The 26,343-nt window shown below is 68.1% G+C and carries 15 protein-coding genes and 2 pseudogenes; 8 read left to right on the top strand and 9 right to left on the bottom strand.

What is annotated here, in order from left to right; translation table 11 throughout:
• The first annotated feature begins 18 nt into the window (after positions 1-18).
• From glpK to Cs7R123_RS28160, 7 genes are all read left to right on the top strand, one after another.
• Complete coding sequence (gene glpK / locus Cs7R123_RS28190) at positions 19-1,536, top strand: glycerol kinase GlpK (protein WP_212830839.1); 1,518 nt, start codon at positions 19-21, stop codon at positions 1,534-1,536.
• Positions 1,537-1,577: 41 nt separating this feature from the next.
• Complete coding sequence (locus Cs7R123_RS28185; RefSeq protein WP_212830837.1) at positions 1,578-3,278, top strand: glycerol-3-phosphate dehydrogenase/oxidase; 1,701 nt, start codon at positions 1,578-1,580, stop codon at positions 3,276-3,278.
• 625 nt (positions 3,279-3,903) lie between these two features.
• A complete protein-coding gene (locus tag Cs7R123_RS28180) occupies positions 3,904-7,590 on the top strand; it encodes a LamG domain-containing protein (protein ID WP_244872194.1) in 3,687 nt (1,228 codons plus the stop codon).
• A 187-nt stretch (positions 7,591-7,777) separates the two neighbouring features.
• Entirely contained in the window at positions 7,778-14,149 is a 6,372-nt protein-coding gene (locus Cs7R123_RS28175) for an RHS repeat-associated core domain-containing protein (protein WP_212830835.1), read from the top strand.
• A gap of 42 nt (positions 14,150-14,191) precedes the next feature.
• Positions 14,192-14,827 carry a hypothetical protein gene (locus Cs7R123_RS28170; RefSeq protein ID WP_212830833.1) on the top strand — a complete coding sequence of 212 codons (636 nt, stop codon included), beginning with the start codon at positions 14,192-14,194 and terminating at the stop codon, positions 14,825-14,827.
• 219 nt (positions 14,828-15,046) lie between these two features.
• A complete protein-coding gene (locus Cs7R123_RS28165; protein WP_212830831.1) occupies positions 15,047-15,301 on the top strand; it encodes a hypothetical protein in 255 nt (84 codons plus the stop codon).
• Positions 15,298-15,813 (top strand): flavoprotein, encoded by a 516-nt coding sequence (locus Cs7R123_RS28160; RefSeq protein WP_212830830.1) that lies wholly within the window; start codon positions 15,298-15,300, stop codon positions 15,811-15,813. The genes Cs7R123_RS28165 and Cs7R123_RS28160 overlap by 4 nt, the downstream gene beginning before the upstream one ends.
• Positions 15,814-16,107: 294 nt before the next feature.
• Here the strand turns inward: Cs7R123_RS28160 and Cs7R123_RS28155 are convergent, their stop codons facing one another.
• Complete coding sequence (locus Cs7R123_RS28155) at positions 16,108-16,593, bottom strand: hypothetical protein (RefSeq protein ID WP_212830828.1); 486 nt, start codon at positions 16,591-16,593, stop codon at positions 16,108-16,110.
• A gap of 101 nt (positions 16,594-16,694) precedes the next feature.
• Entirely contained in the window at positions 16,695-17,246 is a 552-nt protein-coding gene (locus tag Cs7R123_RS28150; RefSeq protein ID WP_212830827.1) for a TIGR03086 family metal-binding protein, read from the bottom strand.
• A gap of 70 nt (positions 17,247-17,316) precedes the next feature.
• Here Cs7R123_RS28150 and Cs7R123_RS28145 point away from each other — a divergent pair, with 70 nt between their 5' ends.
• Entirely contained in the window at positions 17,317-17,922 is a 606-nt protein-coding gene (locus Cs7R123_RS28145; protein ID WP_212830825.1) for a TetR/AcrR family transcriptional regulator, read from the top strand.
• A 165-nt stretch (positions 17,923-18,087) separates the two neighbouring features.
• On the opposite strand, the gene Cs7R123_RS28140 is transcribed toward Cs7R123_RS28145, so the two are convergent.
• The 7 genes and pseudogenes from Cs7R123_RS28140 to Cs7R123_RS28105 form a co-directional block, all read right to left on the bottom strand.
• Complete coding sequence (locus tag Cs7R123_RS28140) at positions 18,088-18,876, bottom strand: pentapeptide repeat-containing protein (RefSeq protein ID WP_212830823.1); 789 nt, start codon at positions 18,874-18,876, stop codon at positions 18,088-18,090.
• Between the two features lie 175 nt (positions 18,877-19,051).
• Positions 19,052-19,786, bottom strand: a pseudogene (locus Cs7R123_RS28135) (class I SAM-dependent methyltransferase); the annotation flags it as partial.
• Between the two features lie 189 nt (positions 19,787-19,975).
• Entirely contained in the window at positions 19,976-22,498 is a 2,523-nt protein-coding gene (locus Cs7R123_RS28130; protein WP_212830819.1) for a malectin domain-containing carbohydrate-binding protein, read from the bottom strand.
• A gap of 193 nt (positions 22,499-22,691) precedes the next feature.
• Complete coding sequence (locus tag Cs7R123_RS28125) at positions 22,692-23,540, bottom strand: septum formation family protein (protein ID WP_212830817.1); 849 nt, start codon at positions 23,538-23,540, stop codon at positions 22,692-22,694.
• A 96-nt stretch (positions 23,541-23,636) separates the two neighbouring features.
• A pseudogene (locus Cs7R123_RS28120) lies at positions 23,637-24,753 on the bottom strand (ROK family protein).
• Positions 24,754-24,955: 202 nt separating this feature from the next.
• Positions 24,956-25,339, bottom strand: coding sequence for a VOC family protein (locus Cs7R123_RS28110; protein ID WP_212830813.1), 384 nt, complete (start codon positions 25,337-25,339; stop codon positions 24,956-24,958).
• 23 nt (positions 25,340-25,362) lie between these two features.
• Complete coding sequence (locus tag Cs7R123_RS28105; RefSeq protein ID WP_212830811.1) at positions 25,363-26,334, bottom strand: YafY family protein; 972 nt, start codon at positions 26,332-26,334, stop codon at positions 25,363-25,365.
• Between the last annotated feature and the right edge of the window lie 9 nt (positions 26,335-26,343).

Below are 26,343 nucleotides of genomic sequence, written 5' to 3'. Positions count from 1 at the left end.
GTGGAGAGGACGCGCGAGATGGCTGACTTCGTCGGTGCGGTGGACCAGGGCACGACCAGCACCCGCTTCATGATCTTCGACCACGGTGGCAACGAGGTCGGCAAGCACCAGCTCGAACACAAGCAGTACCTGCCGCAGGCCGGCTGGGTCGAGCACAACCCGGTCGAGATCTGGGAGCGCACCAGCGCGGTGATCAAGACGGCCATGGCGCAGCAGAAGATCCAGGCCTCCGACCTCGCCGCGCTGGGCATCACCAACCAGCGCGAGACCACGGTGGTGTGGAACCGCAAGACCGGGCGCCCGTTCTACAACGCGATCGTCTGGCAGGACACCCGCACCGACCGCATCGCCTCCGCGCTCGACCGCGACGGCCGCGGCGACGTCATCCGGGCCAAGGCCGGGCTGCCGCCCGCGACCTACTTCTCCGGCGGCAAGATCCAGTGGATCCTGGAGAACGTCGGCGGCGTACGCGAAGCCGCCGAGAACGGCGACGCCCTGTTCGGCAACACCGACACCTGGGTGCTGTGGAACCTCACCGGCGGCGTCGACGGCGGCGTGCACATCACCGACGTCACCAACGCCAGCCGCACCATGCTGATGAACCTGGAGACCCTCGACTGGGACGACGAGCTGCTCGGCTTCTTCGGCGTACCGCGCCAGATGCTGCCGCAGATCCGCCCGTCGTCCGACCCGAGCCTCTACGGCAGGACCAGGATGAACGGCCCGTTGGCGGGCGAGGTGGCGCTGCCTGCCTCCCTCGGCGACCAGCAGGCCGCCACCGTCGGGCAGGTGTGCTTCAGCCCCGGCGAGGCCAAGAACACCTACGGCACCGGCAACTTCATGCTGCTCAACACCGGCACCGAACTCGTCCGGTCCAGGAGCGGCCTGCTGACGACCGTCTGCTACCAGTTCGGCGACCAGCCCGCCGTGTACGCCCTCGAAGGGTCCATCGCCGTCACCGGCTCGGCCATCCAGTGGCTGCGCGACCAGCTCGGCATCATCAGCGGCGCCGGGCAGAGCGAAGCCCTGGCCCGCCAGGTCGACGACAACGGCGGCATCTACTTCGTGCCCGCGTTCTCCGGCCTGTTCGCACCGTACTGGCGCTCCGACGCCCGCGGCGCGATCGTCGGGCTGTCCCGCTTCAACACCAACGCCCACCTGGCCCGCGCCGCCCTGGAAGCCATCTGCTACCAGTCGCGCGACGTCGTCGAGGCGATGGAGAAGGACTCCGGCGTCAAGCTCGACTTCCTCAAGGTCGACGGCGGCATCACGGCGAACAAGCTGTGCATGCAGCTACAGGCTGACATCCTGGGAGTGCCGGTCAGCAAGCCGGTGGTCGCCGAGACGACCGCGCTCGGCGCGGCGTACGCGGCCGGGCTCGCCGTCGGGTTCTGGAAGAACACCGACGAGCTGCGCCAGCACTGGCACGAGGACCAGCGCTGGGACCCGACCTGGACCGAGCAGCAGCGCACCGACGGCTACAAGGGCTGGAAGAAGGCGGTGGAGCGGACGCTGAACTGGGTCGACGTCGAGTGACAGCCCGATAGGGGAGACACAGCACAGCGGGGGAGGCTGCCGTGGAGGCTTCAGCCATGTCCGCCCAGGCGCGCCGGCAGGCGCTGGCCGACATGTCGGCCCGGGAATTGGACATCCTGGTCATCGGCGGCGGCGTCGTCGGCGCCGGGGCCGCACTGGACGCCGTCACCCGCGGCCTGTCGGTCGGGCTCGTCGAAGCCCGCGACTGGGCCTCGGGCACGTCCAGCCGGTCCAGCAAACTCATCCACGGTGGTCTGCGCTACCTGGAGATGCTCGACTTCCGGCTGGTCGCCGAGGCGTTGAAAGAGCGGGCGCTGCTGCTCACGCGGATCTGCCCGCACCTGGTCAAGCCGGTCAAGTTCCTGTACCCGCTGACGCACCGGGTGTGGGAGCGGCCGTATGTGGGCGCGGGCGTCACGCTGTACGACACCATGGGTCTGACCACCGGGACCGGGCGCGGCGTGCCGCACCACAAGCACCTGTCGCACCGGCGGGCGCTGCGCGAGGCACCGTGTCTGAAGAAGGCTTCGCTGGTCGGGGCGGTGCAGTACTGGGACGGGCAGGTCGACGACGCCCGGCACACCATGATGGTCGTGCGGACCGCGGCCTCCTATGGGGCGCATGTCGCCAACCGGGCGAAGGTCATCGAGTTCCTGCGCGAGGGCGAGCGCGTGGTGGGGGCGCGGGTGCGCGACCAGCTCACCGATGAGGTTTACGACGTCCGGGCGCAGCAGGTCATCAATGCCACGGGGGTATGGACCGACGAGACGCAGAAGATGGCCGACACCCGGGGGCAGTTCCATGTGCGGGCGTCGAAGGGGATTCATCTGCTCGTGCCGCGGGACCGGATCCAGTCGCGGACGGGGTTGATCCTGCGGACGGAGAAGAGCGTCCTGTTCGTCATACCGTGGGGGAGGCACTGGATCATCGGGACCACCGACACGGACTGGCATCTCGACCTCGCGCACCCGGCGGCCACGGCCGGCGACATCCGGTATCTCCTTGCGCACGTGAACTCCGTGCTGGTCACGAAGCTGACGCAGGAGGACGTGGAGGGGGTGTACGCGGGGCTGCGGCCGCTGCTGGCGGGGGAGTCGGAGGAGACGAGCAAGCTGTCGCGGGAGCATCTGGTGGGGCATCCGGTGCCTGGGCTGGTCGTGGTCGCCGGTGGGAAGTACACGACGTATCGGGTGATGGGGAAGGACGCGGTCGACGAGGCGGTGCGGGGGCTGGATCTGAAGGTGCCGGAGTCGATCACGCATGAGGTGCCGCTGGTGGGGGCGGACGGGTATCGCGGTCTGTGGAACCGGCGGCATCTGCTGGCGCAGGAGTCGGGGCTGCATGTGGTGCGGATCCAGCATCTGCTGAACCGGTACGGGTCGATGATCCATGAGCTGCTGGCGTTGATCGCCGCTGACCCTGAGCTGGCGGAGCCGTTGCCGGGGGCGGATGACTATCTGGGCGCTGAGGCGGTGTATGCGGCGTCGCATGAGGGGGCGCTGCATGTGGACGACGTGCTGGCTCGGCGTACGCGGGCGTCTATCGAGACGTGGTCGCGGGGGGTGCAGGCGTCGGAGACGGTGGCCCGGCTGATGGGCGGGGTGCTGGGGTGGTCGCCGGACGAGATCGCCGAGGAGATCGAGGTGTACGGGCGGCGGGTCCAGGCGGAACGGCAGTCGCAGCAGGAGCCGGATGACGAGTCGGCGGACAAGGTACGGCTCGCGGCGCCAGACCTAGGGTAGGTCGACCGACCTCTTCGTGGGTCGCAGGTGGTGAAACCGCAGGTCGGGAAGGGATAGGCTCCTAACTGCGGCTGGCCCGGCCACCACAGGCCGACCGGCAGCGGAGCTGGACGTGAGTCGTATTCCCGATCTCGATTCGCCCCAACGGCGTACTTCCGGAGACGGGCACGACAGTGCAGAACGCTGCTGTAGTACTAGTGCGGCCAAGGGCGCCGCTTATGATCTATGTGGCATCTTACCGTCAAGTTTCATTGATGGAGTGCGCCTAGGGTCACCCATGCCTGTCTATTTCAAGCGTTGGGGCGCCGTAGTTCTGATTCGCCTCATCGCTCGGCGGCTGACCGAGGGCGTGGAAGGCATGGTCGGCGACACGTGAGTCATGCTGACCAATACTGCCAAGCGAAGTCCTGGTAAAGGGGGAAGTTGCGGTCCCGAGGTTCGGGTGTGATATGGGCGGAGAAATCCGAGCTATTGAAATTATAAACTGTGACTGATGGAAATATTGCCAGTTCGTATTCTCGAATTTGTGTGCAGTCGGACGAGGGCGGCCGTGACTCTACGTGCCTTTACTGCTCCGCGACTGCACGGGTAGCTTGCCGCGTTGGTTCCGCGTTCCGCGGAGTCAATGTCGTGGCACCACCATTATTCGGGGATTTTTGTGAGATCTATGTTGCGGGCCCGGTTGGCCGCTCTGGTGGCGGCGGCGCTAGTCACGCCTGCCGCGTTGCTTACTTCTACGACGGCGGCAGCAGCCGCAGGCGCCTGTGTGTCATCAGCCCTTTCCCAAGCGGAGGCGATGGTAGCTGCCGCCGCCTGTGGGAAGCCCGTTCCGATCGACTCGTCCAGGACGGAGTTCTCACAGGTTTCAGCCACGCCCGAGGGCCTGCTTCGATTCGAGTCGTCCCCAGTGCCGCAGCGGGCGCGTCGTGGCGCCGGCTGGGCTGATGTCAACCTCGACCTGATCGAATCGGCCGACGGCATGGTCCGTCCAACGGTGTCCGTCACTGACGTCGCGTTTTCAGGCGGTGGAACGGGGCCGCTCACAGTCCTCAAGCGCGCGGGCAAGACCATGACAATGTCATGGCCAGGCGGTGTGCTGCCTGCCCCGTCGCTGTCGGGTGACGCGGCGACCTACACCGAAGTGCTACCGGACGTGGACCTGGTAGTCCGGGCCACGCCCGCGGGCTTCTCGCATGTGCTGGTGGTGAAGTCGGCGGCTGCCGCGGCGAACCCGGCGGTGCGTGAGGTCCGGTTCAAGCTTGGCGGGGACGCGCAGGTCGCGGCTGGTCCGGATGGTTCACTGGCTGCGGTCGCGGGTGGCATGCTGCTGGCGCGTGCGGAACCGGCGAGCATGTGGGATTCGGGCTCGGCGGCCAGCGGCGACCTGCTGTCGGGCCGGGGCGTCGTCGCGGTCGAGGGCGATGTGATGGTCAGGCAGACCGACCTCGACTCCAGTGCCGTCGGACCGGGTGGGTATGCATCGGTGGCCGACGTTGCTGCCGAGGTCACCGCTCAGCGGGAGCTGGTGCTGCGCCCCGACTCGGCGATGCTGGACAACCCGGCTGTGTCATTCCCGATTTTTGTGGATCCGGCGTGGTCGGTCTCCAAGCAGAAGTGGGCCTACGCGACCAACAACAACACCAGCAACACCGACTACACGTCGGCGCGGGTGGGCATCAACCCCGACACCGGCACGATCTTCCGATCGTTCTTCGAGTTCTCGACCACCGCGAACAGCGTGTCGCTGAAGGGCAAGTACATCTACTCGGCCCGGGTGGAGATGCTGCTGGACCACTCGTACTCGTGCGGCCCGACCGGCGCGTGGATGTACGCGACTCCGGCCATCGACGCGACGATGAAGGCGACCTGGTCGAAGATGACGCTGCAGACGTCGTTGGACTACGCGGCGGGCAACGCCAACGAGGACGGCGGCTGCGGTGCGCTCGATCCGGACATGGTCATGAACTTCCAGGGCGCGTCGGTCAAGACGCAGGTGCAGACGGCCGCCAACAGCAACTGGAATACGATCACGTTTGGGTTCAGTGCCCGTGCCAGTGACGGTACGGGGGAGTCGGACCAGCAGCGGTGGAAGCGGTTCGACCCGACCAAGGCAAAGCTGTACGTGGACTATGACAGCAAGCCCGGTGTGCCGGCGAACGTGCAGGTGGCCGGGGTGGCGTGCCCGGCGACGGGCGTGCTGACGATCGCGAAGCTGAACCCGGCGTTCACGGCCACCTTCCCCGACGCCGACACCTCCGACAGCCTGACCGGCACGTTCGAGTGGATCGAGGTCCCGGTCGGCGGCATCGGCACTGTCACCGACACCACGCCGACGCGATTGACCGCACCGCCCGCGCTGACTGGGGTGACGCCTAACAGCGCCGCGACGACCGCGGCGGTGACGGTGGTGACGGGCAAGACGTATGCGCTGCGGGCCAAGACGACCGACAAGGCTCCGTACTCGCAGGGGAGCGCGTGGTCGCCGTGGTGCCAGTTCACCGCCGACGTCACCAAACCGACGATCACCGTGACCCGCACGTCGACCAATGACAGCCCGGGCAAACCGGCGACGTTCCTACTGACGTCCAACCGCAACGCCTCGACGTTCAAGTGGGGCTGGGGCACCGCCTCCACCGCCCTGGCGCCGAGCCCGACCGACCCGAAGTCGGCGACCCTGACCGTGACCGTGCCGAGTTTTGGCCGCAACAAGCTGTACGTCGCGGTCCTGGACACCAACCTCGTGCAGGGCGACAACGCGATCGAGTTCATGGTCGACCGGGCCTCCACGCCGCCGGTCGCCCGCTGGAGCCTGGAGACCTACCCCGACCACACCACCGACGCGCTGGCAGACCAGCAGCCGGGCATCGGCGGGAACACGGCGCTGACGGCGACGAGCGTGACCTGGCCCAGCGACCTGCGGATGGTCGGCGGCCAGACCGCTACGTTCAATGGTTCCTCGTCGCAGGCGGTCACGACCGGGCCGGTCATCGACACCACGAACTCGTTCAGTGTCGCTGCCTGGGTGCGGCTGGCGGTCCTGCCCTCGGGCTCGGCTGACCTGAAGGTCGCCGGGCAGGATGGCACGGACGCGGGCGGGTTCGTCCTGGGGGTGCGTAACTCGGGCAGTCCGCTGGTGCCGTACTGGTCATTCAACATGAAGGACACCTCGGCGCAGTCGAGCAACACGGCGGTGGCGATCTCGCCGGTGCAGATCACCTCATCGGATGTGGGCAAGTGGGTCCACCTGGCCGGTGTCTACGACAAGAACTCGGCCAAGATCCGCCTGTACGTCAACGGGCAGAAGGTGGCCGAAGCCGACCGCACGGCTACCCCTTGGGCTGCGACGGGCAGGTTCACCGTCGGCCAGGCCATGTCCTCCGGCGCCGCCCACAACTTCTGGAACGGATCCATCGCCGACGTGCAGGTCTTCGACCGGGTCCTGGTCGACGACGACTTCACCGGCCAGACCAAGGCCGATCCCGACTCGGCGGGCTTCGCCGAGCCGGGCTTCCTGAGCCCGATCGAGGTCGGTAACTGGGACCTCGAGGCCGCCGTGGGCTGTTTCATGACCGACGCCGTCGACACTTGCGAAGCCCCGGACACCGTCACCGGTTGGGACAGGCGGCTTGCCCTGTCGTACGGGACCATGACCGGACCCGGCCACTCGGAGACGTCCGCTTACGGTCTGACCTTGGATTCCGAGTTTTTCGACGAGTCCACCGGCACGACGTACCAGACGACCGAGTACGGCCGCTCGGCGTACAAGACCGGCACGACCAGCGTCAACGGCTACGACCAGACGACCTGGCAGAACACCCCGGTCCTGCGCACCGACCAGTCGTACACGGTGGCCGGCTGGGTCACCCTCAGCGACACCAAACTCGACCAGTACCAGGTCCTCGCCTCCCAGGACGGCACGACCAACGGGGCGTTCGCCCTCTACTACGCCCCGGAGAACGGCGGCGTGTGGAAGATGAAGATGCGCCCCAGCGCCACCTCGACCGACGACACCAACGTGACCTGGATGAGCGTGCCCGCCGACAACCCGGACAAGTCGTGGCACCACCTGGCGCTCACCGTGGACGTGGCCAACCGCAAGGCGGCGCTCTACGTCGACGGCACCCAGGTCGCCACGACCGCGATGAATGCTGCCTGGCAGCCTTGGCAGGCCAACAGCTCGTTCGTGCTGGGTCGGCAGCTTCAAGCCGGCGTGACCGGTAGCTGGCTGACCGGCGGCATCGACGACATCCACACCTACCAGGGTGTGCTCAGCCCGGCCGCTGTCGAGCAGCTGTACCTCAACGAATCCTGATCCGCACTGACTGGTGGTGGCGAGCATGGCTCGCCACCACCAGCCTTCGTGCCCTCGATCGTGCCACGAAATGCGGCACTGGTTTCACCATAAGATCCACTCGTATGGGGAGGAATCCTTCATGTCATCAAGGTCGATCATCGGCCTTCGGCGACGGCGGCCACGAACCGGCCGTACAACGCTGGTCATGTCACTGACGGCCGTACTGGCCGGATCCCTGCTGCAGGGCATGCCGGCCGTGGCCGCGCCAAGCCCCCGCCTGCAGCCCAAGGCTGAAAAGCTCGACAACGTCGGTGGCCCGGTCGCGGGCAAGGGCTGGACGCAGAAACGCGTCAAGGACGCTCCGACGGCCCTGCCGGTATGGCCCAAGGCGGGCTCGACTCGCCTGGACCTGCACACTGCGGGAGGTGGCATCGGTGTTCGCGCTGGTGCGGCGCCGGTTTTCGTACAGCGTGCCACGAGCCCGGCCGGAGCACGGCTGGCCGAGGTCACCGTCGAGGTCATCGACCAGACCACGTTGCCCAAGGGCTGGCGCGACCGGGTCGCCCTGCGGGTCAGCGCCCCGACCGGGCAGCCTACGGGCACTGCGAAGGTGTCGATCGACTACAACTCGTTCAAGGCCGCGGCAGGCGGCGACTGGGCCACCCGGCTACGGCTGTGGCAGAGCCCCGCGTGCGCACTGACCACCCCGGATAAGCCTGCGTGCAAGTCGGTGCCACTGCGTACCGACAACGACCTCGGCACCGGCGTCGTTTCCGCCGACGTGCCAGTCGACGCCGCTCAGGCGCTGTCTGCGCCGCAGACCAAGGCGCAACTCGCCGGTGATGCACCTGTAGCCTCGGCACAGGGCGCGATTGTCATGCTCGCGGCTGCGGCCAGTGGCAGCGATGGGGATTTCGGGGCGACCAGCCTGGCCGCATCCTCGACTTGGAGCGCGGGCGGCTCGTCCGGCAACTTCTCCTGGAACTACCCGCTGCGTATGCCGCCAGCCACAGGGCCGACACCTACCATCGCGCTGTCCTACTCTTCGGCGAGCGTGGACGGTCGGTCGGAGGTGACCAACAACCAGCCGTCCTGGATCGGCGAGGGCTTCGAGTACGCCCCCGGTTACATCGAGCGCCGCTACGTGCCGTGTTTGGAGGACATGAAGAACGGTGCCAACAACACCGTCGCCAGCGGGGACGAATGCTGGCGTTCTGACAATGCAACGATGAGCCTCAACGGCGCCGGCGGCGAGCTGATCTACGAGACGGGCAAGGGCTGGCACTCCCGGTCTGAGGGCGGTTCGAAGATCGAGAAGTTGACCGGGGCGGGTAACGGCGACAATGACGGTGAGTACTGGAAGGTCACCACGACCGACGGTACGCAGTACTTCTTCGGCCTGCACAGCCTGCCCGGGCAGACGGCGAAGACGAACTCGACGCTGACGGTGCCGGTGTTCGGCAACCACACTGGTGAGCCCTGCCACCAGTCCACGTTCGCGGGTTCGGACTGTGTGCAGGCGTGGCGGTGGAACCTGGACTATGTCGTGGACGTGCGCGGCAACACCATGTCGTACTGGTACGGCAAGGAGACCAACAAGTACGCGCGCAACAACACCGACTCCGACGACGTCACCTACGACCGGGCCGGCTACCTGACCCGGATCGACTACGGCACCTACGACCGCAACACCACCGACCACGGCGTCACCGAGCGGTCGGTCACCCCGTACGCGCAGGTGCTGTTCGACACCGACATGCGGTGCTTCTCCAACTGCGGCACCGAGACCGCCCCGGTCACCGCGTCGTGGAAGGACACCCCCTGGGACCAGGAGTGCAAGGCCTCGGCCACGTCCTGCCCGCAGCAGTACGCGCCGACGTTCTGGACCGCCAAGCGGCTCAAGACGATCACCACGCAGGTGTGGGACACCACGAAGACCACCCCGGCCTGGCAGCCGGTCGAGTCGTGGACGCTGAACCAGACGTTCAACGCCACGGCCGACAGCACCCATACCGGCCTGTGGCTCGACAAGATCGACCACCAGGGCCTGGTCAGGCCGGCGTCGGTGCCGCCGGCGGAGTTCGTGCCGATCTCAATGCCGCCCGTCACCTTCGAGGCGATCTCGCTGCCCAACCGGGTTCTCGAAGAGCACGGCACCAGTGACAACTGGCTGCGGATCAACAGCATCATCACCGAGACCGGTGCCCGCATCAAGGTCGACTACTCCGAGCCGGAGTGCACCTCGAGCAACCTGCCGGCCGCGGCGCACACCAACACCATGCGCTGCTACCCGGTCCTGGTCGAGGACCCCATGGACTCGACGAAGCTGGTCGAGCAGTGGTGGCACAAGCACGTCGTCACCCACGTCGTCGAGGACGACGTGCAGCTGGCCGACAGCCACCAGTCGCCCTCCAAGCACACCTGGTACGAGTACGTCGGCACCCCGGCGTGGCACTACGCCGACGACGACGGCCTGAGCAAGCCGGATCACAAGACATGGTCGCAATGGCGCGGCTACGGCCAGGTCAAGACCCGCATCGGCAATACGACCGGTGCGCAGACCCTCACGGTGACCACGTTCATGCGGGGCATGAACGGCGACCGGGCCACGCCGACCGGCGGAACCCGGACCGTGCAGGTCAACGCGTCCCTGGGCGCCGAGACGGTCTACGACGAGGACCAGTTCGCCGACCAGGTGCGCGAGCAGGCCGTCTTCAACGGCGACGAATCAAAGCCCGTCTCGAAGACGGTGAACGTGCCGTGGCGGTCCAACCCGACCGCGTCGCGCACCATCAACGGCGACGTCGCCGAGGCCCGGTTCACGAACACATCCACGGCGTACACGGCCGCCGCGCTCGGCATCGACGGCAACCGGGGCTGGCGGGTATCGCGTGGTATGCGGACCTTCGACCAGACCTACGGCACCACCAACTGGTCACAGGACGACGGCGACATCGCAGTCACCGGTGACGAGAAGTGCACCACCAACACCTACAACCGCAGGGTCGACAAGAACATCGTCACCATGCTGCGGGAGGTGTTCGTCACCGCGCTGGCCTGCGGCCAGGCCCCGCAGAGCACCGACGATGTGATCTCCGACGTCCGCAACACCTACGACGGCGCCGCCAGCTACACCACCGCCCCCGTTTACGGCACGGTCACCAAGGCCGAGCGGCTCAAGGACTGGACGCTGGCCGGTGGCACGGTGTGGCAGACGGTGTCGCAGGCTACGGTCGACTCCATCGGGCGGCCGCTGACGCAGACCGACGTCAAGGGCAACGTCACGACCGTGACCTACACCCCGGCGGTGGGCGGACCAGTCACCAGCGTCAGCTCCAAGATCACTGCGGCGGGGGCGACCCCATACAACTGGGTCACCAGCACCGACACCAACCCGTTCTGGGGCTCGACCACCAAGACCGTCGACGCGAACAGCAAGGTCACGGCTGAGGTGGAATACGACGCGCTCGGCCGCACCACCAACGTGTGGAAGCTCGGCTGGGACAGAGCAGGTCACCTGACCACTCCTGGGGCCAGGTATTCCTACACCTTCGCGCCCAATCGGGACAGCTACCCATCGGTCAAGACCGAAACACTGAACCCGGACGGCAACTACATCACCTCCTACCAGATCCTCGACGGGATGCTTCGGCCACGGCAGACGCAGTCGATTGCGATGAACGGCAGCGGTGACCGAGTCGTATCAGACACGATCTATGACGAATACGGCAACGCGGCCATCTCATACCCGGCCCATGCCGAGCCGGGCGCGCCCGCCGGAACCTTCTGGTGGGAGCCGGAGTGGTCGGTGCCCACGATCAACAAGACTGAATACGACCTCGCTTCTCGGCCCACGGCGACTGTGTTCCTGGCGGGCGACGACATCTCCGTAGTGTCGGAGAAGTGGAGGACGGTCACGACCCATGAGGGCGATCTGACCATGACCACCCCGCCTGCCGGGGGCATCGCCACCACCACCGTCACCGACATCAAGGGCCGGACCGTGGCGCTGCGACAGCACACGACGGCTTCCGGCGTCGCGGGCGCCTACCAGGAGACCAAGTACGAGTTCAACAAGAAGGGCGAACCTGTCAAGACGACAGACCCCGCCGGCAACCAGTGGACGGCCAAGTTCGACGTCAAGGGCCGCCAGATTGAGTCCGTAGACCCGGACAAGGGCAAGACGCTCAGCGAGTACGACGACTACGACCAGCTGATCAAGGCGACCGACGCTCGTAACGAAGTGCTGTACTACGTCTACGACGGTCTCGGCCGCAAGACCCAGCTGCGTGACGACTCGGCCACCGGGCCACTGCGGGCGGAGTGGAAGTACGACTCGCTGTACTCCGGGCAGACCGGCTTCCGCGGTCAGCTGACCCAGTCGATCCGCTACGAGCCCGCTGGTGTGACCGCCAACGCCTACAAGTGGCAGGTCCGCGGGTTCACCACCCGCTATCAGCCCACCGGCGTGAACTATGTCATTCCCACGGTAGAGACCGGGCTGAACAACACCTACATCTACGGCTACACGTACGCCGGAGAGAACGGTGCGCCGCTCTCCATTTCCTACCCGGCCGGAGGATCGCTGGTCACTGAGCAGCTGACCACCGACTACGACGCTACGACAGGCATGGCGACCAGCATGGACACCAGCCTGACCGGATCAGTGGGCACGATGGCCACGGCCAGCTACACCGCCTACGGCCAACTGTCTAAGACGATCTACATGACACCAGGTGGCGGCCTGTACGTCGACAACCTGTTCGACTACTACACCGACACCCACCGGCTCAAGACCGACAGCGTCAAGCCACAGAACGCTGCTGGAACCGTGTCCAACCGTGCCTATACCTACGACAACACCGGCAACGTCACCAGTATCACCGACGCACCAGGCGTGGGCAGCGCCGACACACAGTGCTTCCGGTACGACAACCTCGCACGGCTCACCACCGCCTGGACTCCCACGTCCACCGTGCCGTGCAGCACGGACCCGACCGTCGCCAACCTCGGCGGGCCGGCACCCTACTGGCAGGACTGGACCTTCGACAGCACCACCTCGCTGAAGACCGAAACCAGCCACACCACTGGCGGCAACACCACACGCAGCTACACCGTACCCACGGGGGGCCAGAATGTCGTGCGCCCGCACGCGGTCACCCAGATGGCCGTCGGCGGCGTCACCACCAACTACACCTACGACAACACCGGCAACACGGTCTGCCGACCCACCGGCACCGCGGCCAACAACTGCGGCACCGGAACCAACAGCCAGACCCTCAACTGGGACGCCGAAGGGAAACTCGCCACCGTCTCTAGTGGCGGGTCCACCGTGGAGACCAACATCTACGACGCCAACGGCGTCCGGCTCATCCGCCGTGACTCCACCGGCACCACCCTCTACCTACCGAGCCAGGAGATCCGCCGCGAAGGAACCGTCAACACCGGCACTCGCTACTACAGCTTCGCCGGCCGTGTCTGCGCCAGCCGCAGGGCCGACACATCTGGAAACACCGATCTCACCTGGGTGTACGGCGATCAGCAGGGCACCCAACAGGTCAGCGTCAACGCCGGCACCCAGGCCACTTCTGTGCGTCGGCAGACCCCGTACGGGGCGCCCCGTGGCACCAACCCGGCCTGGATCAACAACAAGGGATTCGTTGGCGGCGACAACGACCCCACCGGCCTGACCAACATCGGCGCTCGCCAATATGACCTGGCTTTGAGCCGGTTCATCAGCGTAGACCCCAAGCTGGTCGTATCAGACCCATCTCAGTACAACGCCTATCAGTACGCCTCGCTCAACCCGATCACCATGAGCGACCCCAGCGGCACGGTCGTGACGGCGACGTCCGAGGGTGCTGGTGGTGGCGATGGCCCCAAATGCGACGCTGCCTGCCAGGACCGTCGTGCGCAGATACATCTCAAGGAGGTTATGGCCCGGCAGGCTGCCAGAGCCTATGATGCGCGCCTGCAGGCGCTGAAGGCCGCCATCCTGGCGGTATATTCGAATGGCGAACTGTCGAGAAATCGCTACCTCGCTGAGATGAAGTCTGCAGATGCCGAGTATCTAGAGGCTGCGAACGCTGAGCGGGATGCGATGATCTCCTACCTAACCGGCGAAGTCAAGGCTGGCCGAATTAGTATGACCTCGCTGAAGAGCGTGACCACCGTGACGGCGGCATGGAATCCAAAGACTGGAAGTGTCTATGTCGGCTGGCGGCTGAGTGGCTATCATCCAGCTGGTTTCTGCGCGGAAGACGATTGTGCTCAGCAGGCGGCCGCAGTGGGTGAAGACGTTGCTGACCTACAATTCACGGTAACGCTGCGCCCGCGAGACAGCAATCCAATCAACGTATGCGTATCTTGCCAAAAGGATTATCCGGAAAGCCAGTTCGCGGTGTCTGGCGCGAAGGGTGATGCGGGAGGTGCCTGGGGAGTGGTCGAGACGGAAGCCGAAGAGGCGGCAGAGGCTGAGATTGCGCTTCAGGCGGAGATGCAGGCTGTGGCGATTGCGGAGGAGCAGGCTGTGCTGAGAGCTGAAGAGATGGCAGCGGAAATGGTCGCCGAGGAGTGAACGGGCGTACGTCCGCCGGGATAGTGGAAGTAGGTGAGCCCGATGACAGATGCCGGTGTACAGAGCTGGCAGGTCATGCTCGATGCTATTGACTGGGACGACTGGTTCATCCCGGCCGAGTCCAGCCCGACAAAGCTTCGAAATAGTGTGTTGCTGCTAGCTAAGGCTAAATCCAAGGCGGAGGCGTCAGAGGCGGCGCACAGGGTGCGGCGCGATGCCGGGAACGACCACGGCGGCGTGATGTACAGCGTGGCAGTGCCACTAGTCGATGTTCTGTCGAACCTGGCACAACAGACTGAGGGTGAGCCTCGGCGCGCAGCACTGAATGTACTTGCGGATTGGATGGGTTTCACGGCTTACCCTTCCATCCAAGTACATCCCGGGTCTGATGCGTCGATTGCCATTGCCGAAGAGGTTTGGCATCGAATCTCGCTGGCTGAACCGTTCCTAAGGTCGGTGGCCGCCGATCAGTCGGACGTGGCATCGGAGGAGGCCGACGACATCATCGTGTGCCTGGGTGAGGGAGAGGGGCCGGCCAATGCCGGGTTCGATCCTATAGAAGTGATTCGACGTTTGGCCGAGGAAGGCGTAGCCCAATTCCTGCAGCAGTGGCCCGGCAGCTCGATGGCGCCTAGCCCGAACGGTAAGATTGTAGGAGTCCATATAGAGCGGTGTTAACGGCGCCGAGCCAAGGCCGAACGCGACGTTCGGCGTGGACGTATGACCGAGAGTGCCTTCCGGGCTGTAACGGATCAGATTTATCGAGGACCTGATCTGACCGGCTCGGAACGGCACTCTCGGTGCGAGGACGGCCTGTGGAGATCCGGCCGTGCACCCGACGCCGACGTACTCTGGCACCCGGCCGACGACCCGGCCAGCGCCTCCATCGCCTCGAAGATGACGGTCCCCGTCCAGCTGGCAGGCAGCGGCCTCGGAGTCGAACTGCTCGACAAGGCAGCCGGGCGCGTCTATTACACCGGGGTCCCCCGGTTGCGCCCGGACCACCACACAGACCCGCACGCCCACTACACCGCGCTCGGGTTCGAGCACGTCCGCACCGTCACCATCCGAGCCTCGGGCGTCTGCTTCCCGATGCTCAGCCCAGCCCTACCAGGGCACCTGGCTCAAAGAAGTGCGATAACAGACGTATGAGATCCCCACTCATCCTCGTTGCCTGCGCGGCACCGCCGACCATCCAGGCCGCAGAGCTTGTCGAGCACCTCGTACGCGACGGCTGGGACGTGTACGTGGTGCTCACCGAAGGCGCCGCCGCGTGGGCGGACGAGAAGTCCCTCGAAGCCGCGAGCGGCCATCCCGTCAAGACCAGGCTCCGGCGGCCCGACGAGGTCAAGACCGTGCCGGTACCGGCAGCCGTCGTCGTCGCCCCGGCGACGTTCAACACGATCAACCAGTGGGCGGCGGGCATCAACGACACCGCGGCGCTCGGCGTACTCAACGAGGCGCTCGGCGCCGGAGTGCCGATCGTCGTCGCGCCGCACACGAAGGACGAACTGGCCGCCCACCCTGCCTTCAGGCGCAATGTCGAGGTCCTGAGCACCGCTGGAGTGCGCTTCACGGCACTCGGCGCTCTGGACCCCGTCACCGCCGAGGGCCAGTACCAATGGCAGAGCGTTCTCGATCTTCTGCGTGACCACGCTCGATAGTCGGGGTCGGATGACCAGCAGGTGCGGCGCAAACGTATGACCTGCTCAGCTCCATTTGAGTATCTGCACTCAGGTGAAGCTCGACGAAGGCGACAACTATCGAGGCATGTCGCTGAATCGACCATCACGGACCCTCAGGCTGTCGAGTGTGCCTGCGACCTGTGGCAGCACCACGGCGAGCCTGCCCGCGAGGACACGGGCCTCACGGTGACCCGTGACGGGCACCGAGTCTGGCTCGACCAGCCGTCGAACGTGGTGTTCGCGCTGTAACCAAGCGGGAAGGCGATGCTGGTCTCAGTAGTGGGTGTGGACCTGCGTCACCGCATGCCCGAGGATCGCACCTGCCGTGGCGAGTTCCTCGTCGCTGAGATCCCAGGCGTGCCGGGTCCAGTTCATGGCCCTCACCTCGAACCGGGCGAATCCGATCGGCGCCTCGAAACGCAGCTCGGGCAGCATCAGCGGCGAGCCGCAGCACGGGACCGTCACATCCAGGTCGCCGATGGTCAGGCCGGTCAGCCACCTGCTGCTGTCCTCTCCGCCCAGCTTCCAGAACCAGTCCAGTCCGATCGCGGCGTCGCATCGGGGACAGAAAAGGTCCTCCATGTACTCGCCGCCGTCGATGAGCATGATGTGCTCGTAGAACACCGGCTTGACCGATTCGACGTCGTCGCCCGGCCCGGAGAAGAGCCCGGCGACGTACTCCGTCGCCCGGTCGGCGGCCTCGGCCGTGGGCTGCCACTGGGGATCGGTGGGGATCACCCGGATGTAGAGGTCGCTCATCCCGCTCCCTGCGTGACGCGTCGGCGGCACGGTGTGCCGGCGACCCAGCGTAGGTGACACCGCCCCGTACCGTCGGGCAGCCGTGGAACGTGGTCCGCGCGCTATAGCGCGCGCCCGAGATAGGCGAGCAGCTGTAGGTGCGCCGGGGCGTCAGGTGCGACCGCGACCTCCGCTCCGAAGACGCCTGGCACGCGGTATGCGTCGATCCCCGCGGACCGCATGAGGCGCAGCTGCTCGGCGCAGAGCTCCTCGGAGACAAGGGTTTCCTGCTCGGTGGCGACAGCCAGGTCGACCGCGTGGACCACGAGCTCCGTCAGGTGGACGCTGGCGGCGACGTGGCCGGGGAGCGCGCCGAGCGAGATGTGCACGGTGGCTGCCAGTGCGTCCGGCCGCTGCCAGGCCTGCCGGTCGAGCCGGGCGGCGGTCTCGAACGCGGCCTGCGGGTCGGCGCCGAGCCAGTCGGACTCGTGCTCGCCGACCGGGCCGGTGCCGGTGAGCTCGGCGGCGAAGATGCGCATGCCGCCGACGAGGTGGTTGAGCAGCGCCCGTACGTCCCATGCGGAGCAGGGAGTCGCTGCGTCGAGGTCTTCGGGCGTGACACCGGCGACGATGCGGTCGGCATGCGTGATGGCAGTGTCGATCTGGCTGATCATGATGGCTCACCTTCGATCGGTTTACAGCTGTTAAGTTACGGCCATAAGTTAACGGCTGTATAGTGAGATCGTGGCCACACAGCGCACCCCCAATCGCCGGGGCGAGGGCAGCAAGCTGCGCGACGATCTGATCGCCGCGGCGACGGCCCTGCTTGAAGAGGCGGGCAGCGAAGACGCGATCAGTCTGCGCGGCGTCGCCAGGCGGGCCGGGGTGACCGCGCCGTCGATCTACGCGCACTTCGCCAGTCGGGAGGAGATCCTGGTGGCGGTCATCGCCGAGGTGTACGAGGACATGACGGCCGCGATGACGGCGGCCTACGAGGAGCCCGATCCGCACGCCCGGCTGCGGGGGCTGTGCTGCGCCTACCTGGACTTCGCCCACGCGCACCCGCACCGGTACCGCGTCGTGTTCGGGAGATCGCGCACCGGCGAAGTGGGGCGGCTGGAGCTGGAGGAGCTGACCGGGGGCAAAGCCTTCGCCCAGTTCAGGGCGGCGGTGGCCGAGGTCGCCGGGCCGGCGGACGCGAACATGGCCGCGATCACGCTGTGGGTGGCCTTGCACGGGTACGCGACCCTGGCCGCCAGTGTCCCGGCATTCCCGTGGCCGCAGCGGGACGCCATGGTGGATTGGCTGATCCGAACTGCTTCTGAACCGTCGAGCGTTGAGCATCGATGACGATCGACATGGCCGCCCGCGCGGTAGCCGGCTCCTGAAGTCGGTGTGCCGACCGCAGGCAGGGCCGGTGGGCACCATCGGGCGAGGCCTGCGGAATCCCACGCATGCGGGACCCGCAGGCCTCGTCGGTCTAGCGGCCGCGGTCCAGGGGAACCGGCGGTCGGCTCAGGACAGCTTGCACGCGTCCTTCTCCGCGGAGCTCCAGGCGTGGTTGAGGGGTTCGGGTGCCCCGGCCGCACCGGGGAAGTTCACCTTGTCGGCACTCAGCACCACCTTGCCCGTACTGTCGACGACGACCGCGCCGGTGAGGTCGACTCCCGAGCCGCTGGCGCAGTTGAAGTTCGAGCCGGTGAGCTGGGCTCGGGTGAGCTTCGCCCGCTCCCATGAGGTGTATTCCAGGCGCGTGTAGCGGATGTCGGCACCGGTGAGGTCGGCGTCGTCGAACCTGGCGCTGCGCATGTCGGCGCTGTTCAGGACGGCATCCTCCAGATGCATGCCGTGCAGGTCCGCCCAGAGCAGGCAGGTGAAGGACAGGTTCACCCTGTCACCGGGCTTGGCCAGGGTCCGGATCGCCTCGATCGCGGCCCGGAAGTCGGCGAACTCGGGCTTGTCGACGAGCGGGACCGGGCTCTTGCACAGCCCGGTCTTCTCGTCGAGCTGGCTGAGGCTGCGCGAGCGAACGTGGGCGGCGAGCAGGCTAACGACCGCCGAATGGTACGAGGCGGCCGGGTCGCGGTCGACTCCCGCGCTTTCGTGTTCCACGCGGATGAGGGAGTAGACCGCGCCGACCTGCACGCTGGTCTGGTCGGAGGCGAGCTGTCCGACCGCCTCGGAGTAGATCTGCGCCAACTTCACCTGGTCGCTCTGGTCGAGCTGTTTGCGGTTGAGGTCGGCTGACTGGTCGAGCTGCCACCATGCCAGCAGCACGGTGGCAATGAGGCCGAAAATCGTCACGATCGAGGTGATCCAGGCGGGCCAGTCCCGCGCACGAGGCTCATTTGCCATGGCCTATATATATCCATGGAAGTGACGGTGTCCGCCAGCGCTTGCCACTTCGGGCTTTAGACTCCTGCAAGCGATGAGCCTCTGCGGCGCCCCATCGGCTTCGCCGTCGATCGGGGCGGCGGGTTCAGGCGATGAGTAGTCGCAGGCCGAGTTCGGCCGCGTCGAGGTCGAGCAGGTCGCGGTTGCGTTCGGCCCAGCGGCCCGAGTCGAGGTCGGCGCGCAGGCTGTCCACGGCCCGCCGCTCGGCGTCCGCCCCGACCCTGGCCCAGACCGACGTCCCGCGCCGGACCTCGTCGTCCAGGTATGCCTCCGGCCTGCGCCAGTACGCCTCGAAGAACCCGTCGACGCAGTCCCACGGCACGGGCACCGGCTCCGTACGGGCTCCGATCGCGTCGGCCAGCTCGTCCAGCGTCGGCCGCCCGGACACGAGACCGCCGACCTCCGGCAGGTAGTCGCGGGTGAGCCAGAACCGGTGCAGCCAAGCGGCATCGCTGGTGTCGCACGTGAACACCACCACCCGGCGGGCCACGCGCCGCAGCTCGCGCAGCCCCGCGACCGGGTCCTGCCAGTGGTGGATGGTCGCGAACGCCATCGCCGCGTCGAACGACCGGTCCTGAAACGGCAGGCTCTCCGCCGTCGCGGCGATGCACGGCGCCGCATCCGCCGGGCGCTGCGCCCGCATGGTCGCCGACGGTTCGACCGCGGTCACGTCCCGGTCGACCGGCTCGTACGAGCCGGTGCCCGCCCCGACGTTCAGCACCGTCCGGGCGTCGCCGAGCGCGGCCCAGAGCTGGGCGGCGATCCGCGGCTCCGTGCGCCTCGTCACCGTGTACGAGGCTCCGATGGTGTCGTACAGCTGCGGGTTCGCCATGCCGCCGAGCCTAGGCGACCGGCGCACCAGAGTGCAGTTTCGGGGAAACTGCACGAATCCGGGCCAAGATTCCTGCACTTTCCCCGAAACTGCACGCACCCACGGCCGACGGCGGCCGAAACGGCGTCCGGGCCGGCCCCGCGTGGGGTCGGCCCGGACGTCAGTGCTGGTCAGGGATTACGGGGCGACGAAGACGACCTTCGCACGCCAGTCGGTGCCGTCCAGCGACGGACCGCTGACCACCGTGTACGCCCCGGTCGGCGCGCCGCCCGCCCAGGCGGTCGACGACAGGGCGCCGGTGGTCCGGTTGACCTTGTAGAGGGTGCTGCCGGACAGGAACAGCCCGCCGGTGTCGCCCATGCCGCCGACCCCGGCGACGGTGAACCTGTCCGCGCCGACGATCCCGCTGTCCGGGGTGAACCAGCGCCAGTAGAGCTCGTTCGACCCGGACAGCGTGTAGTACACCCGCCCGGCCGTGTAGAACATGGCGGTCGTGTTCGGGATCTCGGCGTAGAAGTTCACGGTCGAGCCCGCGTACGTCTGGCCGGAGTCGGTGTCCACGGTGTCCCAGTAGGCGTCGTGGTACGGGTCGACCAGCGTCGGCGTGCCGAACGTGGTGCCGTTGAAGGTGCGCCGCCACAGCGCGCCGTTCATGCCGTAGAACAGGGTGCCGCCGACCCAGAAGCCGCCCTTGGCGGTCGACCAGGTGGTGCTGTCCGGGTTGGCGACCAGGCTCGTCGCGCCGACCGTGGTCGCGCCGTCGTACGAGCGGACCTGGACGTCGTCGGGGTTGCCCGACGGCGGCGGGCCGGTCTTGACGATCTCGATGCCGTTGATCAGCGGGTTCTCGACCACGTGCCCGAAGTCGATGTCGATCGAGCCGTCGCTGGTCACCGTGAACGAGCGCATGGTGGCGACGTTGTGCCCGACCGAGCCGGACAGGTCCAGGTTGGCGAGCACGGTCGTGCCCTCCAGCGCCACGTTGAAGACGCGGGAGCCGGTGGAGGCGGTGCCGTCGTACCGGTTGGCCAGGTACAGCCGGACCTCGACCTCGGTGCCGGACGTGACCGGGAAGTGCCAGCCCATCTCCGGGTCGCCGCCGGAGTCCCACCGCTCGGACGAGAAGATCGCGACGGGCGTGGTGGCCGGGACGGTGGCGTCCACGGTGCCGACGGTGCCGAACCCGGCGGTGTTGTTCTCGGGGTTGTGGTAGGGGCTCGGGCTGCCGCCGTCGTCACCGGCCCAGTCCGGGCCGTTGTCGGTCGCGGCGACCGCCGAGCCGCCCGCGTTGACGCGGTAGAGCACGTTGGTCGGCACCGGGACACCGGCGCGGTACACCTTGCCGGGCAGCGTGGCCGTGTTGGTCGGGTGCGGCGCGTTGCCGCCGGTCAGCGGGAAGAACGCGATCCGCTCGCGACGGTACTGGTAGTTGCCGATGAAGGCGGTGTCCGAGCCGACCCACAGGCCGGACGGGGTGACCAGCATCTCGGAGGCGCCGATGCCGCGCGGGTGGCGGCCCGGGTTCCAGGCCAGCGGCAGGCCGTTGACCGGGTCGAGGGCGGCGATGCTGGGCCGGCCGACCGCACCGACGTTCGCGCTGTCGCCGCCGAAGCTGTTGTTGAGCCAGCGGAAGTGGCCGCCGACGTAGACGGCCTGCTCGCTGATGTCGACCGACAGGTACGTGTCGCCGCCGGTGTAGTCGACCCAGGTCGGCTGGACGTCGGTGCCGGTGGCGGAGGCCTCCCAGCGGGCTGCGGCGTCGCACAGGGTGCCGCCGTTCGGGGCACCGGTGGAGACCACGACGAAGTAGCTGCTGTCCGGCGCGAAGGCCAGGTCGCGCATGTACGAGTCGAACGCCCACCAGGCGCAGCGCGGGGTGTAGCGGCTGGTGTTCCAGTCGGCGATGACCGCCGAGGTGCCCAGGTCCAGCTTCACGATCTGGTCGTGCAGCACCCCGTCGGCCTTCTTGAAGTTGCCGATGACCACGAGCTGCTGGCCGTTGGGGGCCAGGGCGAGCTTGCTGGCGCCCACTCCGGCGCTGGCACCGCTGACGCCGTCGTAGTTGTGGTTCTCGGTCAGCGTAGTGGTCAGGTAGCTGTCCAGGGCACCGGTGGTGGCGTTCACCGAGGCGAGGCCGCCGCGCGGGCTGGTGTTGCCCGCGGTGGTGAAGATGCCGCCGACCAGCAGCCTGCTCCCGGCCAGGGCGATGTCCTTGACCGCGCCGTTGAAGGCGGGCCCGGCGAAGCTGGTGACCACGGTGCCGTTGCTGACGTTGAGCAGGGCCACCTTGCGCCGGGTCGTCCCGTTGACGGTGTTGAACTTGCCGGCGATGAAGACCGTGCCCGCGGTGGGTCCGGCGATCACCGCGGCGACCTCGCTGTCGACGGTCGGCGCGAAGGCCGTGTCCACCGTGCCGGTGGCCTTGTCGAAGGCGAGGACGTAGTTGCGGGTGATGTCCACTTCGGTGCCGCGGTTGCGTACGGTGGTGAAGTCACCGGCCGCGATGATCTTCGACCCGGCGTCGTAGATGGCGTTGACGGTGCCGTTCTTGATGTCCGGCGTGGCGGAGGACGGCACCGCCTTCACCACTGTGGTGTGGTTGGGCGCGGCGGCCGCGGGCGCGGCACCGAAGCCGGCTGCGGTCAGGGCCACTGCGGCCAGTGCCGCGACGGCGCGGCGGGACAGGGTCGAACGGGGCATGGGCAGACTCCGAAGGGGCGCGGACGATCCGGCGGGTATAGCGCAATCCACACCCTGCGGCACCTGCGACCGGCCGTCCAGGGCCAGCCCCGCTTTCTGCCCGTCTACCCGCAGTGACCGCCCGACCACACCGGACCGGTCGGCGGGAAGGCCGACCGGTCCGTACGAAAGGGTGCCCGCGAAGGTGGTTCGGCTACCAGGGCACGCCCTTACCGTGGGTGCCCTTGGCCGAGCCGGTCATCTTCTTCGGCCACAGGTAGATGAAGCAGCGCACGTCGCGCCGCTTCGCCCAGTCGTCCCTGGTGCGCAGCGGCTCGCTATAGATGTCCATGTCGGGGTAGGACTTCGACACCCCGACGTACGCGGCGACCACGGCCCGGCAGCGGGTGTGGATGGACTTCCAGCTGGCGGCGTCGGTCGGGTACTTGGTGCCGACCGGCATGACGATCGCACCGGTGTACTCAGCCTGGTGCGGGGTGGAGCAGGCGACGTCGTGGATGTCGGCGAGCTTGCCGTTGACCTCGTTCAAGGTCTGGCAGCCGTACCGCAGCTTCGCCGGGATGCCGCCGGACAGGTCCTGGTCGGTGGAGTTCGGAGAGTCGTACGCGTAGTACGGGATCAGGGCGCATTCCCACCAGCGGACGCCGTCGGACCTGCTCGCGGACTTCGTGTGGAAGACGCCAATCTCCAGCTTTCCGTTGCGCCAGTCCTCGTGGAGGAACCTGCGCGCCATCCCGTCGCAGTCCTGGTATGCCTTGTCCATCGCGTCGGTGGTCGGGCCCTGGTCAAGGGTACCGGCGCCGACGATCTGCAGGTCGTGGGACTCGGTGCAGGAGACGACCTTGTCGGCCTGCCGGTCCTGGGCGGGCTTGTCGAGGTCGCCGAGCACCTTCAGGCAGCTGCCCGCCTTCGGCTCGTAGGTCTCGGCGGCTGCCGAGGCGGACGGCGTGGCCGGTCCTGCGTCGCTCGACGGGGCCGACGAGCAGCCGGCCGCAAGCAGGATGGTGGCGCTGGCGAGCAGCGCGAGACGTCTGGCTGACATGGTTCTCCCCGTTTCGGACCTGGCGACCCTATGGGGAAAGCCGCAGATGAAGATCGTCCAACCGGGCACATCTCAGCTGGCCGACAGGCCCGCTGCTCAGCCCGATCGCTCGCGGCGGGCGAGCACGCCCAGCGGGTTGGCCAGCAGGTCAGCGAAGGTCAGCTCGGCCGCGCCGAGCAGGGGCGTGTCGTCGCCGAGCCCCGCGACCGACAACCGCACCCGCTCCCGCGACACCGGCAGCACGTGCCGGGCGATCCGGGCGCGCACCTGCGCCTGCGACCCGAGGAACACCTTGCGCATCATCCCGCCGAAGACCAGCAGCGCCGGGTTGAACAGGTTGATCAGGTTCGCCACGCCGATGCCGAGCCAGTCGCCGATCCGCGCCAGCGCCTGCTGCGCGGCCAGGTCGCCGCGCCCGGCGGCCGCGACGACCTCACGCACCGCGTCGCGGCCGATGGCGTCGGCCGGGCGGCCCGCGGCGTCCAGCAGGGCCCGCTCGCCGACCTCGGCCTCCAGGCAGCCGTGGCCGCCGCAGGAGCACAGGCGGCCGCCGGTCGGGTTGACCAGCATGTGGCCGAGTTCGCAGCCGTAGCCCGCGTCGCCGTCGAGGACCTCGCCGCCGACGATGACGGCGCCGCCCACGCCGACGTCGCCGTGCAGGTAGATGAGGTTCTGCACGCCGGTGCCCGCGCCGCGCTGGTGCTCGGCCAGGGCGCCCAGGTGCGCCTCGTTGCCGACTGCGACGGCCATGCCCAGGCCGAGGCGTTCGCCCAGCTCGGCGCCGAACGCCTGGTCGACCCAGCCTAGGTACGGTCCATACCGGACCATGCCGTCGCCGGGTCGGATCATGCCGCAGTACGACGCGCCGACGCCCACGCAGACGGCGCCGGGCGGGGCGCCCCGGTACAGATCGCGGCCGTCAGCCGGTCGACGGCCACGTCGAAGGCGAGCACCCAGGCCCGGTCGGCGGCGGGGCTGACCAGCAGGGACGGGCGTCCGGAGCGGCCTTCGCCGGGCTGCTGCCGCTCGCGTACGAGGTTGGCGGTCTGCAGCAGCCGGGTCAGCGTCAGGATGGTGCTGCGGTTGACGTTCATGCGGTCGGCCAGTGCGGCCCGCGACAGGGGCCGGACAGGTGCACCTGCCGCAGCAGGGCGCCGAGGCTGGCGCGGGCGGGTTCGTCGGGCACGCCGGTGACGGCGGCCGTCGGCGCCATTGCGCGTGTCGGCATCTGCCCAGACCTCGATGACCGGGAATATGTTGGGATCAACCATACTGGGCGGTGGCCGAACGGGCCAGCGGTAGCGGCGTCCGTACCGCTTCCTGGTGGGCGTCTTGACCGGGTAATGTCAGCCTCGTCGACGCCCAGCGGATGAACGGCGGCAGGCAGTGCACCCTGTGGGTCTACCGGTTCTGGATCAGCCGTCGTCGCGGCACAGGCAGAACGGGTGCCCGGCCGGGTCGAACAGGACGCGGACGTTCTCGCGCGGCTGGGCTGCGGCCACGGTCGCGCCCAGCGCCACCGCCTCGGCCACCGCGTCGTCGAGGTCGCCGACCTGGAAGTCCAGGTGCATCATCGGCCGCTGGTCGCCTGGACCGGGCGGCCACGTCGGCGCCTGGTAGCCGTCGGCCTGCTGGAACACCAGGAAACTCACCCCGCCCGGCGTGCCGAGCACGGCGGTGCCGGGCTCGGTGTGCACGATCGGCCAGCCGAGCAGGTCGGCGTAGAACTGGGCCAGCGCGGCCGGGTCGGGCGCCTCGATGGCCGCACCCCACCACATCCCGGACATCCGTGATCGCATGCCGGGATCGTGGCGCACCGGACTCAGTGCTGTCCAGCCGGGCCGTCCAGTGCGGCGGTGAACCGGGCGGCGAGCTCGGCGACCGCGGCGCGCAGCTGCGGGCCGCCCTCGACGCGGAACGGCAGCGGGATGACCGACAGCCACTCCTGGGCGTACATGGCGGGGTTGCGGGTGCTGCCGACCAGCACGCACCCGTCGCCGAGCGGCTCCAGCCGACCCATCGGCGGCCGGATCCACGGGGCGACCCGCTCCGGCGGGGCGTCGAACACGACGCGGGTGGGGAACTGCCAGCCGACGCCCAGGTGCTGCTCCAACGTGGCGACCGGGTCCAGGCCCTCGGGCGGGGTGAAGCCGTACGGCGTCGGCTCCACCGCCCGGATCCGGTCGATCCGGTACGTGCGCACCGCGTCGGCCCGGTACGAGTGGCACAGCAGGTACCAGCGCGCGTGCCGCACCACCACCGCCCACGGGTCGACCTCGGCCTCCCACTGGCTGCCCGACTCGCCGCGGTAGGCCACCAGCACCCGGCGCCGGGCCGCCACGGCGGTGACCAGCGCGCTGGCCGTGGCCGGGTCGGGGCGCGCGGAATACCGGTCGGGCACCGCGGCGGCGTGCTCGCGCAGCGCGGCGGCCTGCCGCCCGACGCCGTCGGGCAGTGCCTGGATGACCTTGGTCAGGGCGGTGCCGACCAGGTCGTCGGAGTCGGCGGCGGCAGGGTGGCCGTCCAGCACCGCCATGACCAGTGAGAGCGCCTCGGCCTGGGTGAACACGACCGGTGGCAGCCGGGTGCCGCGCCGCAGCCGGTAGCCGCCGTGCGGGCCCCGGGCCGAGTCGACGGGGATGCCCGCCTCCCGCAGGATCGCGATGTAGCGGCGGGCGGCGCGCTCGGTGACCCCGAGCCGCTCGGCGAGCTGGTCGGCGGTGGTGCCGGGGCGGGTCTGCAGGATCTCCAGGGTGCGCAGCGCCCGCGCGGTGGGACTGGTCTCAGCCTGCATCCGAGCAGA

The organism is Catellatospora sp. TT07R-123 (genome assembly GCF_018327705.1).
Classification (GTDB): domain Bacteria; phylum Actinomycetota; class Actinomycetes; order Mycobacteriales; family Micromonosporaceae; genus Catellatospora.
Note: the sequence above shows the minus strand (reverse complement) of the source record. Positions and strands in the feature narration are given on the sequence as shown.